Raw genomic sequence first — 14,124 nt, forward strand, 5'->3', positions numbered from 1 at the left:
CAACTCACTTGGCGGTGCGACTTTTCACCCGCCCTAATCCTCAGACCGCTCGCCGGGAGGCGAGTTGCCGAGGATCCAGGAAACCGGCCTTTACCAGGGTACGGCTCATCGCGCGGGTGAGTTCGGCGAGCCGTAGACAATTCTCCTCCCCCAGGACCCGGTACGCCGGCTCGGCCAGCCGATCGGTCCGCTCCTCGATCGTGGCGCGCAACTGCTGACCCTTTTCGGTCAGCCCGTCACCTTCCAACAATCCACGCGAGCGCAGCACGTCCGCCGCGGCCGCCCACTCGTCCCGGCTCCAGCCCCGGCTCCCCCGCAGGAACCGCTCGTCGATCTGCCCGCTGGCCACGTGCAGCACGATCGCCTCCAGCCCGCTGATCTCGGCCGCCAGCAACGCCGCCACGTGCCCGTCGCCGCGGAACTCGCGGAGCAGCATCTGCGCGTGGAAGAGGACCAGGTGCGGCTCGCCGGGCCAGGTCAGTTCGGCGTGCGCGGCGAAGAGCACGCGACCCTGCGGCCACCGGGCGGCCGCCTCCGCCGCGACCCGCGCCAGCGCCGCCGCCTCGGCGACCTCCGGGCCGGCGACGAACTCGGCGCCCAGGCCGCGGGTGAGAGCAGCGCCGGCCGCCTCCAGACGGGCCGCCAGCATCGCCGCCGGGGTGGTGCTCGCCCAGACCGCCGGCAGCACCCGCGCGACCAGGGCCGGGTTGAAGTTGTAGAAGGTCGCGGACACGATGCCCGGGCCGCAGGCGCCGAACGCGGCGCCCCGGGACGCGAAGTACCCGGCGTTCGGGTCGTCCACGCCGGCCCGCGCGTACGCCTCCGCCGCCTCCGGCACGAAGTAGACCATCGCGTGGATCGGCTCGGTGACCCGCCAGGCCAGCCGGTACGGGCTCTCGGTCATGTCTCCTCCAGGGGCAGTTCCGCAACGTTACCGGAGAGTAACCGCTCGGAGTGCCGCGGCGCTGGCCGGTCGGCGACGGTGTGCCACTTGCCGGACCGGCGGGCCGCCTCCCGGGTCACCAGATGCACCGGCAGCGGCGGTGGCGGGAACGGCCCGGCGCCCCAGCGGACCCAGATGGCGAGACGGCCCGCGGCGGCCTCGGCGAGCAGCTTGTCGACCGTACGCTGGCGGTCGGTGCGGTCCACCTCGATCGCGATCGGCGGTCCGCCGGGCCGCGCGCAGGCCACGTCGAGGACCGAGTTGCCGCGCAGCGGTGGCGGCAGCGGGAACACGCTCGGCGCACGCCGGTAGACCCGCCAGCCCTGCTCCTCGCCCCACTCCGCGATCGTGTCCATGATCCGTGCCGTGGCCTGGCTCTCGGTGAGGTCGGCGAAGGTGAGCCGCTCCAGCCGGGCCGCGAGCGATCGGGCCGTGCCGGTGCCGTCGTCCGCCGTGTCCATCGCCGTACCTTAGACCGCTTGCGGCGGCGGTGGCCCGCGCCGTTCCGCCACACACGGCGAGGCGTTCCGCCATGCACGGCGGGGCGTTCCGCCATGCACGGCGGGGCGTTCCGCCATGCACGGCGGGGCGTTCCGCCATGCGCGGCGGGGTCAGGGGGCGTACGCCCGCTTCTCCTCGTACATCCTGCGGTCGGCGGTGTCGAGCAGGTGGTCCGGGTCGCAGGCCGGGCCGGACGCGACACCGATGCTGGCGCCCACCGTCACCGACCGGCCGTCGATCGTGACCGGCCGGGTCAGCGCCGTGCGCAGGCGCGCCGCGAGCCGATCGGCTGCCGGGCCGCCGCCGCGGGCCAGGACCGCGAACTCGTCGCCGCCGAGCCGGGCCGGCACGTCGTCCGGTTCGGCGCACTCGATCAGCACAGCCGCCACGTGCCGGAGGACCGCGTCGCCGGCGGCATGCCCGTACCGATCGTTGATCTGTTTGAAGCCGTTGAGGTCGATCAGGAGGACCGCCGCGTCGCCCGGCAGCCCCACGGTGGCCGCGGTGAACTCGCGCCGGTTGGCGAGCCCGGTCAGCTCGTCGTGGCCGGCCTGGTAGCGCAGCCGTTCGTGCAGCTCACGGGACTCGGTGATGTCCCGGGCATTGCAGATCACGCCGCCGATGCCGGGCAGGTGGCTGAGGTTGACGGCGTGCACCTCCAGCCAGCGCCAGGTGGCGTCGGACCGCCGGTACCGCCCCTGGTAGGTCATCTCGGCGCCGGGCGTCCGGTACAGGTGATCGAGATCGGCGCCGAGCCGCTGCTCGTCCTCGGCGTGCAGGATGTCCCGCGACGACCGGCCCAGCACGTAGCCGACCGGCAGCCCCAGCAGCCGTTCCACGGCCGGGCTCACATAGCGGAACGCGCCGTCCGGCTCGGCGATCGAGATGATCTCGCTGGAGTGCCGCAGCATCGACTCGAGCAGCTGCTCGCGCCGGCGGACCTCGTCGACCAGGCGGTTGTTCTCGGCGAGCGACACCATCTGCCGGGCCACCACGAGCGCCACGTTCAGCACCAGGCCGGCGAGCGCGCCCCAGGCGGTCCGCCCCAGGCCGGCGGTGGTCAGGGTGAGAATCAGGGCGACGACACAGACCACAGTTCCCAGGTACGGCGGGAGACCGTGCCACCAGCGCCCCGGCCGCACACTCGTCCGCACCGCGGCGGCGCGCCCGCGACCGAGCAGCTGGACGCGCGGCCCGGCCGCCGCCAGCACGCACGGCGCGAACGCGAGGACCAGCCGCACGTGGGAGTGCTCCGCGTCCAGGGTCGGCACGAGCGCCGTCGCGGCGACCTGAGCCAGCACCGACGCGACGATCAGCACGGCCGCCGGGGTGGACATCGGGCTGTGGCCGCTCACGCCCATCCGGACCACCAGGAAGACGGCACAGAGCAGCAAGCCGGAGCCGAGGGCCACCGGCAGGTAGACGTCCCGGCCGCCGCCGGTGACCAGGCACCAGGCCGCCGTGGCGGCGGCCGTCGCGACGATTCCCGCGTCGAGCGCGAACCGGATGCTCGCGGCGCTGGTCCAGGACGCCGCCGGATAGCGCAGCGCCGCCACGCAGACCAGGACCAGCCCGATCAGCGCGGCGGCGCTCTGTGCCGGATGGAAGGTGAGCCCGTGGGCGTGCGGATCGGCGATCAGCGCCACGCACTGCACCGTGTCACCGCAGAGGAAGACCAGGCCGGCGGCCGCGAGGGCCCACCAGAAATGCCGGGCCGGGCGCGGCAGCCCGGGCGTGCGGGCCACCGCGCGGGACCAGAGGAAGAGCAGCACGTCCAGCAGCGGGGTGACCAGCCAGGCGACCAGGGTCTGTGCCCGGTGGCCGCCGAGGTCCAGCGCGTAGGCGCCGGTCAGCAGCGTGCCACCGAGCAGGAGAAGGAGGAGACCCGGATCCCGGCCGCGCATGTCCGTCCCCCGTTCGGTTCCCACGTGTCTCTGCTCCCACGTGTCTCCGCTCCCACGTGTCTCCGCAGCGATCGGCCGGAACCCGCGCGGTCTTAGCTTTCCGCTACGCGGTCACCTCGGGCTCCGGAGTCTCCTCCGGGGCCGGCGTGGTCGGCGTCTCGGTCGGCTCCGGGCTGGTCGGCTCGGGCGTGGTGGGCTCGGGGCTGGTGGGCTCGGGGCTGGTGGGCGTGGGGGTCGGCGCCGGCTTCGGCTTCGCGGTGGCCTTCTTCTTGCCGGTCACCACGACCTTGCCGGCGGTGTACGCGGTGTCCACCCGCGTGCCGGTCACCTGGATCTTCTGCGGCGCGCCGAGGGCGCTCAGCGTGGCCTTCTTGCCGTTGAGCTTGATCGCCACGCTCGACGGCACGGTGATCGTGACGGTCTTGCCCTTGACGTCCTTGGTGCCGCCGGTGACCTTGACCGTGACGGTGCTCTTCGCGGTGTCGACAGCCGTGATCGTGCCGAGCGCCGAGAAGCTGACCTTCTTGGCGGGCTTCTTGGCCGGAGCTTTGGTGGGGGCCTTGGCCGGGGCCTTCGTAGGGGCCTTCGCCGGAGCCTTGGCCGGGGCCTTCGCCGGAGCCTTGGCGGGGGCCTTGGCAGGGGCCTTGGCCGGCTTCTTCGCGGCCGCGACGGACGCGGCAGGCGCGGCGGCGGTGGCGGCCACGCTCGTTCCGGCGGCGGTGACGGTGACGGCCGCGACCATGACGACGGCGGCGGCAGTGCGGCGCATACGCATGTAACTGAACTCCTCGGTTCTGGGGAGTTCCTACGATCGGCAGACCAGGGTTCAGGCCGGTATCGGTCCCGGTTGCGAGACGGTTGCGGTCCTTTCCGGCCCTGCGGTGCCCGTAGCGGTTGACATGTCCGCCCGACTCGGCGAATGTCCTGGCATGCACGATGTCTGGCCGGTCCCGGGGATCCTCCTCGCCTCGCGGTACCGCCTCGTCACCCTGCTGGAGACGGGCGGCATGGCACAGGTCTGGCGGACCACCGACGAGCTGCTCGACCGCCCGGTCGCGGTCAAGCTCCCGGCCGGCGACACCCGGGCCGCCCACCTGGCCTGGCGGGAGGCGCGCCTCGCGGCCCGGCTCTCCCACCCCGGCATCGCCGCCGTGCACGACTACCGCGAAGCGGTCCGCCCGGACGGCTCGGTCGCGCCGTTCGTCGTGATGGAGCTGCTCAGCGGCGAGACCGTCGCGGCCCGGCTGGCCGACGGCCCGATGCCGTGGGGCGAAGCCGTCTCGATCGGCGCCGCCGTGGCCGAGGCCCTGGCCGCCGCGCACGCGGCGGGCGTGGTGCACCGTGACATCAAGCCCGGCAACGTGATGCTCTGCCCGGGCGGGGTGAAACTGCTCGACTTCGGGATCAGCGCGACCGCCGGTGAGCCGGACGACGACGACACCGGCGCCACGTTCGGCACCCCGGCCTACGCGGCGCCGGAGCGTCTGGACGGCAAGCCCGCCGAACCCGCCACCGACCTGTACGGGCTGGGCGTGCTGCTCTTCGAGATGGTGGCCGGTGAGCCGCCGTACTCGGTGGACACCTGGGAGGAGCTCGCCGCGGCGCAGGCACACGGCCCGGCCAGGCTGCCCGACACGATCCCGGCGCGGCTGCGGGACCTCATCGAGCAGTGCCTGGACGACGACCCGTACCGTCGCCCCTCGGCCGCCGAAGCGCGCCGGGCCCTCGCCCGGCTGATCCCCGCGACCGCCGGCCGGCGGACCATCCCGCTGCCCGGCCCGACACCGACCGGCAGCGCCCGCGTCGTGCCCCGGCTGACCGGCGACCCCGCGGTGAACCGCCGCCGGATCGCGCTCGGCGTCGGCCTGGCCGTGGTGGCCGGCTCGTTCGTGGTTCTCGTCAACACGGTGCAGCAGTCCGGCGGCGACGACGCCCAGTTCGCCGCGCCGCCGAGCGCGTCACCGGCGGTGAGCAGCCAGGCGCCGGCCATCGCCGCCCCGGAGCCGCCGGCCGCCGGCACGTCGGCGAAGGCGTCGGCGCTCACCGTCGAGGCGGCGGTGAGCCGGGTCCGCGACGCGGTTCAGGAGGGCGAGCAGGCGGGCGAGATCCGGCCCGACGTCGCGCTCGACTTCCTGAACCTGATCGGGCAGCTGGACGGCGTGTCCGAGGTGGACGTGGACGACCGGGCCGACCTGCTCAGCCGCAAGGTGCGCCAGCGGCTCCGCGAGGGTGGCCTGACCTCCGACCAGGCGGCGGTGCTGCAGGAGCGGCTCACCGACCTGAAAGGCGCCGCCGCGTGACTCAGGCCTTTTTTGATCAGGCGGAGCCCCGCAGGATCAATCGGGTCGGCAGCACCGTCTCCCAGTCGGACGCGTCCTCGCCGTCGATCTTGTTCAGCAGCAGCCGGACCACCTCCTGGCCCATCTGCTCGATCGGCTGGTAAACGCTGGTCAGCGGCGGGTCGGTGTGCCGGGCGATCACCGAGTCGTCGAAGCCGATCACCGCGACGTCCTGCGGCACCCGGCGGCCCGCGCGGCGCAGCACCCGCAGCGCGCCGGCCGCCATCATGTCCGACGCCGCGAACACGCCGTCGATGTGCGGGTACTGCTGGAGCAGCCACTCCATCGCGGTGGCGCCGCTCAGCTCGCCGAAGTCGCCGCGCGCGGCCGGGCCGTCGCCGACCACGTCGCGGTACCCGTCGTACCGCGCGATGCCGGCCGCCATGTCGAGCGGGCCGGTGATCGTGGCGATGCAGCGGCGCCCCTGCTCCCGCAAGTAGGTGACGGCCGCGCGCGCGCCGCCGCGGTTGTCCGCGTCGACGAAGCTCACCGCCTGCGGGTGGGCCGGGCGGCCGACGCGCACGGTCGGCACACCCCGCTCCTCCAGCATCGTGGGCAGCGGGTCGTCGCCGTGCAGCGAGAGCAGCAGCGCGCCGTCGACGTGCTGACGGGTCAGGTACCCCTCCAGCTGACGCCGCTCCTCGGGCGCCTGGGCGATCATCAGGACCATCTGCAGGTTCCGGGCCACCAGCACCGAGGAGATGGACTGCACGATCCGGCCGAAGAACGGCTCGGCGAAGAACCGCTCACCGGACTCGAAGATCACCAGGGCGATCGAGTCGGTGCGCTGGGTGACGAGCGCGCGGGCCGCCCGGTTCGGCACGTAGCCAAGCGCTTCGATAGCGTCCTGGACCGCCGCCCGGGCTCGTGGGCTCACCTGCGCCGACCCGTTGACGACACGGGACACCGTGCCCCGGCCGACGCCGGCCCGGGCCGCGACCTCCTCCAGCGTCGGACGCCCCGTGGAGCGGCTCCGTTCGTCCCGCATCGCCGGCCGTCCTTTCCGCGTAGCCGCACGCAACCGACACACGGTACACGTGCATATGCGTCAAGAGGGTAGCCCGCTTGGCGAGATCCTTGCGGATCCTGTCCCCGCCGCCAGTTCCGCGTCGTGGCGGGCGACCGGCATTGTGGTGTGGTGAGTGCAAACCCCCACCGGATCGCCGTCCTGGTGCTGCCCGGCGCTTCGCCGCTCGATGTCGGCGTCACGTCCCAGGTCTTCTCGCGCCGGCACGGCATCACGGCGTACGACGTGACCTACTGCTCCCTCGCCCCCGGCCCGGTCCCCGGCCGGGACGGGCTCGGTTTCGTGGTCGAGGCCGGCCTGGAAACGCTCGCCACCGCGGACACCGTCATCGCTCCCGGCAACCGCAATCCGGCCCGCGCGCTCGACCAGCGCGTTCTCGACGCCCTGCGGGACGCCGCCTTCCGGGGCGCCCGGATGGTCTCCATCTGCGGCGGCGCGTTCGCGCTCGCCCAGGCCGGCCTCCTCGACGGCCGGCGTGCCACCACGCACTGGCAGCTCGCGCCCGTGCTGGCCCGGGAGTACCCGAAGGTGCAGGTCGTCGACGACGTGCTCTTCGTCGACGACGGGCAGGTGCTCACGTCGGCCGGGGTCGCCGCGGGCATCGACCTCTGCCTGCACATCATCCGGCGCGACCACGGCGTGCAGGCGTCCAACGCGGTGGCCCGGGTGATCGTGGCGGCGCCGTACCGCAGCGGCGGCCAGTCGCAGTTCATCCCCCGCACCCTCCCGGAGCCGCTCGGCGACGTGTTCGCGGCCACCCGGGAGTGGGCGCTGCAGCACCTCGACGAGCCGCTCACGCTGGCCGCGCTGGCCCGGCACGCCCGGGTCTCCGAGCGCACCTTCGGCCGGCGGTTCGTCGAGGACACCGGGTACACGCCGATGCAGTGGATCCTGCGGGCGCGGATCGACCTCGCGCGGGCGCTGCTGGAGTCGAGCGACCTCGGGGTGGAGCAGGTGGCCGGGCGGGTCGGCCTGGGCACCGGCGCCAATCTGCGGCTGCACTTCCAGCGCGTGCTGTCGACGACGCCGACGGAGTACCGGCGGACATTCCGCTGGCGAGATCCTGTCGCTTCCTGACGCTCGACCGTCTTTATCGGTCTTCCACCGGATCCCAGGATGAAGACATGACACGAGTTGCCATCAACGGCTTCGGCCGTATCGGCCGCAACGTCCTGCGGGCCGCCATCGACTCCCCCGACATCCAGATCGTCGCCGTCAACGACCTCGCCGACACCGGCACCCTCGCCCACCTGCTGCGGTACGACAGCACCCTGGGCCGGTACCGCGGAACGGTCGAGGCGCACGACGACCACCTGATCGTGGACGGCCGGCGCATCGACGTCCTCAGCGAGCGCGACCCGGCCGGCCTGCCGTGGAAGGACCTCGGCGTGGACGTGGCCGTCGAGTCCACCGGCCGGTTCACCGCGGCCGCCGACGCCCGCGCCCACCTCACCGCCGGCGCCCGCAAGGTGCTGGTCAGCGCGCCGTCGAAGGGCGCCGACATCACCATCGCGTACGGGCTGAACCACGGCGACTACGACCCGGCCGTGCACGACGTGGTGTCGAACGCGTCGTGCACCACGAACGGTCTCGCTCCGGTGGCGGCGGTCCTCGACGATCTGGCCGGGATCGAGACGGGATCGATGACGACCATTCACGCGTACACCCAGGAGCAGAACCTTCAGGACGGCCCGCACCGGGACCTGCGGCGCGCTCGCGCCGCCGCCCTCAACATCGCGCCCACCACGACCGGCGCGGCGACAGCGATCGGCGCCGTGCTGCCCCGGCTCGCCGGCCGCCTCACCGGGTACTCGGTGCGCGTGCCGGTTCCGGTCGGGTCGCTCGTCGAGCTGAACGCGCTGGTCGAGCGCCCGGTCACGACCGAGGAGATCAACAGCGCGTTCGAGGCGGCGGCGGCCGGTCCGCTGCGCGGCGTCCTGGAGTACTCCTCGGATCCGCTGGTCTCCACCGACATCACCGGCAATCCGGCGTCGTCGATCTTCGACTCGCTGCTCACCGCCGCGGCTTCTCCCGGCACGAACGGCGGGAGTCTGGTCAAGGTCGTGGCCTGGTACGACAACGAGTGGGGCTTCGCCAACCGGGTCGTGGACACGCTGCGTCTGCTCGGCCGGGATTAATCTCTAGACTGTCCCGATGGCGGTCACCTTGGCAGATGTGGCCCGGCTCGCCGGGGTCTCCCCGGCAACCGTTTCCCGCGTGATCAACGACAGTGCGAAACCGGTCAACGAGGATCTCCGTGAGCGGGTCCTGGCCGCCGTCGCCCAACTGCACTACGTGCCGAACGCGCACGCCCAGCACGTGGCCCGGCCCCGGCAGGCAGCCGTCGGCGTGATCGTCCACGACGTCTCCGACCCGTACTTCGCGGAGATCACCAGGGGGCTGCAACGGCAGGCCGCCGACCACGGGCGGCTGCTGGTGATCTGCAACAGCTACCGGGTGCCGGAGCGGGAACTGGCGTACGTCGCGCTGCTCCGCGCCCAGCAGGTGCACGCCCTGATCCTGGCCGGTTCCGGCTATCACGACGACGCGTTCACCGCGACGCTCAACGCCGAGCTCGCCGCCTACCAGCACTCCGGCGGCCGGGTCGCGGTGATCGGCCGCCACCGGCTGGTCGGCTCCGCGGTCCTGCCGGCGAACGAGGCCGGCGCGCACGCCCTCGGCCTGCGCATCCTCGGCCTCGGTCACCGGCGGGTCGGCGTGATAGCCGGTCCGCGCACGCTCACCACGACCACCGACCGGCTGACCGGTTTCCGCCAGGCCTTCGACGAGTGCGGCGTCGCCCTCCCCGCCCACCGCGTCGTGCACGCCGACTTCACCCGCGACGGCGGCGTCACCGCGACGACAATGCTGCTCGACACCGATCCCACCCTGACCGCCCTGGTGGCGCTGAACGACTCGATGGCCGTCGGCGCCCTGGCCACCCTGCGGGAGCGCGGTGTGCGCGTCCCCGAGGACATCTCGGTGACCGGTTTCGACGACATGCCGATCGCCCGGGACGTGACGCCGGCCCTGACCACGGTCCGGCTGCCGCTCGTCGAGATGGGCGAGCGGGCGATGGCCCTGGCCCTGGGCGACGACTTCAGCCCGCGCACCGAGCCGGCCGCCGCCACCATCGCGTGGCGCGCCAGCTGCGCCGCTCCCGCCCACTGACGAACACCCCGTGTGGAATCCGGGCGCACACCGCACCCCAACTCCACACACTCCCCCGCAACACCACCAGCGTGTGGAATCCGGGCGCACACCGCACCCCAACTCCACACACTCCCCCGCAGCACCACCAGCGTGTGGAATCCGGGCGCGCTCCGCACCCCAACTCCACACACTCGCCTGGGGTGCCGGCTGTGTGGGGAATTCGGGGTGGGTCAGGTGTCCAGGTGGACCCGCTCACCGTCGTGGTCGAGAATCGCGATCACCTCGGCCGGTCCGCCGCGCGCGCCGAACGCATGCGGCACCATCGTCGAGAACGCGGCGGCCTGACCTGCTTCGACGAGGATCGTCCGGTCGCCCAGGATCAGCTCGACAGTCCCGGACAGCACCGTGAACCAGTCCCGCCCCGGATGCACCCGCAACGCGTCCGGCCCGCGCTCGGCCGGCTTGGTGACGCGCATCCGGGCGACCGTCATCCCCTGCCGCCCCGGTTCATGGGTGAGCACCCACGTGGTGATCCCTCGCTCCGGATGGTGGTGCGGCGTGATCATCACCTCGTCACCGGCCGTCTCCACCAGCGAGTCGAGGCTGGCGCCGAGCGCGCGGGCGATCGCCGTCAGCTGATCGAGGCCGATGCGCCGATGTCCGGTTTCGATCCGGCTCAGGGTGGACGGGCTGAGGTAGCACCGCGCCGCCAGCTCGTCGAGCGACCACCCCTTGGCGATCCGCAACCCGCGAATCCGGGCCCGGACGAGCGCATCCACCTCGGCATCTTGCGTCATACGCAAGAGTGTATGCGCTCCGAGCAAGAGCGACGTAGGGTCGACCCATGCCACAGGATCACCACCACGCCACCACCTCCGGACACGGCCACCAGCACGGGCATGGGCACGATGACGACATCCTCCCCAACCTCCTGGACATCGACGCCGAGGTCGCGCGCCCGCAGATCGACGCCCTCACCGCCCACATCGCCGAGATCACCACGAACCACCCGGTGAAGCGCATCCTGGACATCGGCAGCGGCACCGGTACGGGCACCTTCGCCCTGCTCCGCCGCTTCCCGGACGCCACCTCCACGGCCGTCGACACCTCCGCCGACATGCTGCGCCGCCTCACCGAGGCTGCCCGGCAGCACGGCCTGGCTGACCGCGTCCGCACCCTCCAGGCCGACCTCGACGGCGTCTCGCTGGCCGCACTCGGCGGCGCCCGTCCCGAGGCGACGGGCACCGGCCGTGACGCGGCGGGTGCTGGTCGTGACGCGGCGGATGCCGGCCTCGACGGGGACCGGCCCGCCGTCGGCCCCGCCGACCTGATCTGGGCCTCGTCCTCGATCCATCACATGGCCGACCCGGACCGCGTGCTCCGCGACATCCGATCCACCCTCGCGCCCGGCGGCCTGTTCGTGATGATCGAGATGGACACGATGCCGTACTTCCTGCCGGCCGGTCACGCCGGCGGCCTGGAGAACCGCTGCCAGGCCGCCGCCTCCCAGGCCCGCGCCGAGCACCTCCCGCACATCGGCTCGGACTGGCCGGCCCGCTTGGAGGCCGCCGGCCTGTCCGTCCTGGAGGCCCGCCTCATGACCGTCGAGGTGCCGGCCCCGCTGTCCGAGAAAGCCCAGTTGTACGCCACCACGGTCCTGGGCCGGTACCGCACCACCCTCGCCGACCGGCTGTCCGCCACGGACCTCGCCGCCCTGGACGAGCTGCTGGCCCCCGGCGCCCTGGCGGCCCTGCCCGGAGTGGCGGTCCGCAGCACCCGCGACGTCTACTTCGCGCGCCCGCCCTCGCAATCTTGAGCAGTTCCGGCCCGGCAGTGCAGCCCGGCAGTGCAGCCCGGCAGTGCAGCCCGGCGGTGCAGCCCGGCGGTGCGTGCGGAACTAGCCAAGATCGCTCGGGTGGGGGTCGCGCTGGGATCAGGAGACGGGCGCGCCGAGGCGCTCCTCCAGGATGGCCTTGATGCGGTCGGCCTGGACGCGACTCTTGATGCCGGTGATCGACTGGACGCGGTTGCGGGTGATCCGGCCGTTCGCGCGGAGGTACTCCTCGAGCTGTCCGCCGTAGACCTCGAGGATCTCCTCGTCCGTGGCCGAGCGGATGCTCCGCGGGCGGGGCAGCAGGTGCTGGTAAGGCTGTGAGCTGCCGGTACCGCCCTGTCCGCTGAGCGCGAGCACGTAGTCCCCGATGAACGCGCGGATCGTGTCCTCGTCCAGGCGGGGCGCGCTGGGCGCGAGGAGTTCGGCCAACTCGTACGGGTCGGCGGGAAGCTCGTCCTGGTTGAGCTCCTCCTCCAGGGCGTTGCGCAGCTCCTCGATCGCGGCCAGCCAGGTGGCGGAGCCGGGTGTGGCGGTGGCCGGCTCGGGCAGGAAGTCGCGCCACGGGTACGCCACGTCGCCGTACTCGCCGTTCAGCTCGCGGATGTAATCGTTGACGAACGCCTTGATCACGCCCTCGCCGAGCTCGGAGTTGCGGGCGGCGAGGTTGCGGACAAGTTCGGTGACGCGCGGGTAGGTCATGTCGGGAAGGTCCTCGACGCTGATCTCCATGGCCACCTGCTTGCTGAGGCGGTCCACGGCGAGACGCCACCACGGGGAGCCGACGATGCTGACCGCGGGCCGGGCACCGGTGCCGATCGACGCCCAGGCGGGGATGGCGGGCGAGACCGGAGCGGGAGCCTCGGCGGCCGGCACGGCGGGGAACTCGTCAGCGGGGCGAGCGAGCGGGATCGGCGCCGGCACGACGGCCGGCATCGGACCAGCGGCCGCAGCACCGGCGGGCACCGGAGCCGCAGACGTAAACGCAGAGCCCGCAGGGATGGGAGCCGCAGACGCAGAGCCGGCAGGGACCACAGACGTAGACGCAGAGCCGGCAGGGACCGGACCGGCGGACGCAGCGCTGGGCGGCACCGGACCGGAAGGAGCCGGACCGGCGGGCATCAGGCCGGCCGGCATCGGCGCGACGTCGTCGTCGGCGGGGCGGCGTTGCATCGGCACGCCGACCGCGCCGTTGCGCTGTGCGGCGAGCGCCTCGGCGATCGCCTCGGTCACCAGGTCGTCGGGAGTCCCGGCGTCCACCGGCTGCACGAAGCGAACCTGCGGGGCGGCCGGTGAGACCGGACTGGGAACTGCCACCGCCGCCGCAGAACCCGGAACCCCTGCCGAGGAGGCCACCGCGGCGGAAGAGGCCACCGCGGCGGAGGAGGGCACGGCCGCGGCCGAGGGCACGGCGAACGACGGCACGGCGGGGAACGACGGCACCGCAGCCGACGAGGGCACCCCGGCCGAGGACGGCGCCGCGGCGGCCGAGGGCATCGGGGAACCGGGCGCGGCGAACAGGGCCGAGCCCGCCGGCTGCTCGGGCGGGGCCGCGAGCCGGACGGCGCCCGGAACCAGCAGGTCCATCACTCGCTGGATCCGGTTCAGCTGCTGGATCACGTCCGCCACAGCCGGCTCACCGGCGGTGCGGGCGTCCTTCAGCAGCCGCGACTTCCACCACGCCTTCGGCCAGCGGCCACCGCTGACCCGGTGATAGTTCACGACCATGCGGCGCACCTGACGCTCGGACGCCATCCGGACCAGGTCGGGATCGTCGTCCGGGATCAGCCAGCCCCAGCGCTCGGCCATCCGGCGCGGGCTGTAGGCGAAGCGGCCGCGGCGCACGCGCTGGCCGGCGGCGGTGAGCGCGGCCCACCACATCAGGAAGATCACACAGGGTACGGCGAGACGCAGCAGCTTCTCGGTGCCGGTGACGGCGTTGCTGGCCACGATGATGCCGGAGATCGCGGCGATCAGCGCGGCGATGTAGAGCATCGGGCCCGGGTGACCGGGAGTGACGATCTTGCCGTCCGGGCCGTAGACGGTGGTGCGCCGGTACTGCTCGGCGGCGAGTGACGTCGCGGTCAGGAAGCAGATCTCGAAGACCGCGAAGACCAGCACCGCGAAGATCTTCGGCAGGTTGAGCTGGTCGACCGCGATGACCCACATGCCCTCGGCGTTGAGCAGCAGGGCGAGGTTCATGCTGAACGCGAGGGCGATCGGGCGCAGCGGCTTCTGCGATTTCTTGGCCCAGACGAAGAGCCCGATCAGCGCGATCACCCCGGCCAGGCCGCCGCCGAGCAGCACCAGTGCGGCGTAGTCCTGCCAGAACTCCGCGACCAGATCGTTGAGCTGCTTCACCCGGGGCGCCCCTCTCTCACAACGTCGCCGCGCTTTCTACCACGCGAATGTGACACGCGGCGACG

12 protein-coding genes are annotated in these 14,124 nt (G+C 73.0%); 5 read left to right on the forward strand and 7 right to left on the reverse strand.

Features of this window, described 5'->3' with window-relative positions; translation table 11 throughout:
• Positions 1 to 40: 40 nt before the first annotated feature.
• From AB0F72_RS05720 to AB0F72_RS05735, 4 genes are all read right to left on the reverse strand, one after another.
• Positions 41 to 904 (reverse strand): hypothetical protein, encoded by an 864-nt coding sequence (locus tag AB0F72_RS05720; RefSeq protein WP_360425685.1) that lies wholly within the window; start codon positions 902 to 904, stop codon positions 41 to 43.
• Positions 901 to 1,404, reverse strand: coding sequence for a hypothetical protein (locus AB0F72_RS05725; protein ID WP_360425688.1), 504 nt, complete (start codon positions 1,402 to 1,404; stop codon positions 901 to 903). Before AB0F72_RS05725 ends, AB0F72_RS05720 begins: the two co-directional genes overlap by 4 nt.
• A gap of 150 nt (positions 1,405 to 1,554) precedes the next feature.
• Positions 1,555 to 3,372: a sensor domain-containing diguanylate cyclase gene (locus AB0F72_RS05730; RefSeq protein WP_360425691.1), complete on the reverse strand. Its 1,818-nt coding sequence runs from the start codon at positions 3,370 to 3,372 to the stop codon at positions 1,555 to 1,557.
• A 79-nt stretch (positions 3,373 to 3,451) separates the two neighbouring features.
• Entirely contained in the window at positions 3,452 to 4,123 is a 672-nt protein-coding gene (locus tag AB0F72_RS05735; protein WP_360425694.1) for a hypothetical protein, read from the reverse strand.
• 154 nt (positions 4,124 to 4,277) lie between these two features.
• Between AB0F72_RS05735 and AB0F72_RS05740 the strand changes: the two genes are divergently transcribed.
• Positions 4,278 to 5,648 (forward strand): serine/threonine-protein kinase, encoded by a 1,371-nt coding sequence (locus AB0F72_RS05740; protein WP_360425697.1) that lies wholly within the window; start codon positions 4,278 to 4,280, stop codon positions 5,646 to 5,648.
• Between the two features lie 16 nt (positions 5,649 to 5,664).
• Here the strand turns inward: AB0F72_RS05740 and AB0F72_RS05745 are convergent, their stop codons facing one another.
• Positions 5,665 to 6,675: a LacI family DNA-binding transcriptional regulator gene (locus AB0F72_RS05745; protein ID WP_360425700.1), complete on the reverse strand. Its 1,011-nt coding sequence runs from the start codon at positions 6,673 to 6,675 to the stop codon at positions 5,665 to 5,667.
• Positions 6,676 to 6,825: 150 nt separating this feature from the next.
• On the opposite strand from AB0F72_RS05745, the gene AB0F72_RS05750 reads away from it, so the two are divergent.
• From AB0F72_RS05750 to AB0F72_RS05760, 3 genes are read left to right on the forward strand one after another with little or no spacing between them, the layout of a single operon-like run.
• Entirely contained in the window at positions 6,826 to 7,791 is a 966-nt protein-coding gene (locus AB0F72_RS05750) for a DJ-1/PfpI family protein (RefSeq protein WP_360425703.1), read from the forward strand.
• Between the two features lie 47 nt (positions 7,792 to 7,838).
• Positions 7,839 to 8,852 carry a type I glyceraldehyde-3-phosphate dehydrogenase gene (gene gap / locus AB0F72_RS05755; protein ID WP_360425706.1) on the forward strand — a complete coding sequence of 338 codons (1,014 nt, stop codon included), beginning with the start codon at positions 7,839 to 7,841 and terminating at the stop codon, positions 8,850 to 8,852.
• A gap of 16 nt (positions 8,853 to 8,868) precedes the next feature.
• A complete protein-coding gene (locus AB0F72_RS05760; protein ID WP_360425709.1) occupies positions 8,869 to 9,885 on the forward strand; it encodes a LacI family DNA-binding transcriptional regulator in 1,017 nt (338 codons plus the stop codon).
• Between the two features lie 212 nt (positions 9,886 to 10,097).
• Here AB0F72_RS05760 and AB0F72_RS05765 read toward each other — a convergent pair whose 3' ends face one another.
• Positions 10,098 to 10,664, reverse strand: coding sequence for an XRE family transcriptional regulator (locus tag AB0F72_RS05765; RefSeq protein WP_360425712.1), 567 nt, complete (start codon positions 10,662 to 10,664; stop codon positions 10,098 to 10,100).
• 47 nt (positions 10,665 to 10,711) lie between these two features.
• Here AB0F72_RS05765 and AB0F72_RS05770 point away from each other — a divergent pair, with 47 nt between their 5' ends.
• On the forward strand, positions 10,712 to 11,683 hold the full coding sequence (locus AB0F72_RS05770) for a class I SAM-dependent methyltransferase (RefSeq protein WP_360425714.1): 972 nt from the start codon (positions 10,712 to 10,714) through the stop codon (positions 11,681 to 11,683).
• 117 nt (positions 11,684 to 11,800) lie between these two features.
• On the opposite strand, the gene AB0F72_RS05775 is transcribed toward AB0F72_RS05770, so the two are convergent.
• Positions 11,801 to 14,059: an MFS transporter gene (locus tag AB0F72_RS05775; protein WP_360425717.1), complete on the reverse strand. Its 2,259-nt coding sequence runs from the start codon at positions 14,057 to 14,059 to the stop codon at positions 11,801 to 11,803.
• Positions 14,060 to 14,124 lie beyond the last annotated feature (65 nt).

Source organism: Actinoplanes sp. NPDC023936, from assembly GCF_040639325.1.
Lineage (GTDB): Bacteria > Actinomycetota > Actinomycetes > Mycobacteriales > Micromonosporaceae > Actinoplanes.

Coding starts and splice junctions, on each gene's coding strand:
- AB0F72_RS05720 (WP_360425685.1), bottom strand. CDS start 904: ATGACCGAGAGCCCGTACCGGCTGGCCTGGCGGGTCACCGAGCCGATC.
- AB0F72_RS05725 (WP_360425688.1), bottom strand. CDS start 1,404: ATGGACACGGCGGACGACGGCACCGGCACGGCCCGATCGCTCGCGGCC.
- AB0F72_RS05735 (WP_360425694.1), bottom strand. CDS start 4,123: ATGCGTATGCGCCGCACTGCCGCCGCCGTCGTCATGGTCGCGGCCGTC.
- AB0F72_RS05740 (WP_360425697.1), top strand. CDS start 4,278: ATGCACGATGTCTGGCCGGTCCCGGGGATCCTCCTCGCCTCGCGGTAC.
- AB0F72_RS05745 (WP_360425700.1), bottom strand. CDS start 6,675: ATGCGGGACGAACGGAGCCGCTCCACGGGGCGTCCGACGCTGGAGGAG.
- gap (WP_360425706.1), top strand. CDS start 7,839: ATGACACGAGTTGCCATCAACGGCTTCGGCCGTATCGGCCGCAACGTC.
- AB0F72_RS05760 (WP_360425709.1), top strand. CDS start 8,869: ATGGCGGTCACCTTGGCAGATGTGGCCCGGCTCGCCGGGGTCTCCCCG.
- AB0F72_RS05765 (WP_360425712.1), bottom strand. CDS start 10,664: ATGACGCAAGATGCCGAGGTGGATGCGCTCGTCCGGGCCCGGATTCGC.
- AB0F72_RS05770 (WP_360425714.1), top strand. CDS start 10,712: ATGCCACAGGATCACCACCACGCCACCACCTCCGGACACGGCCACCAG.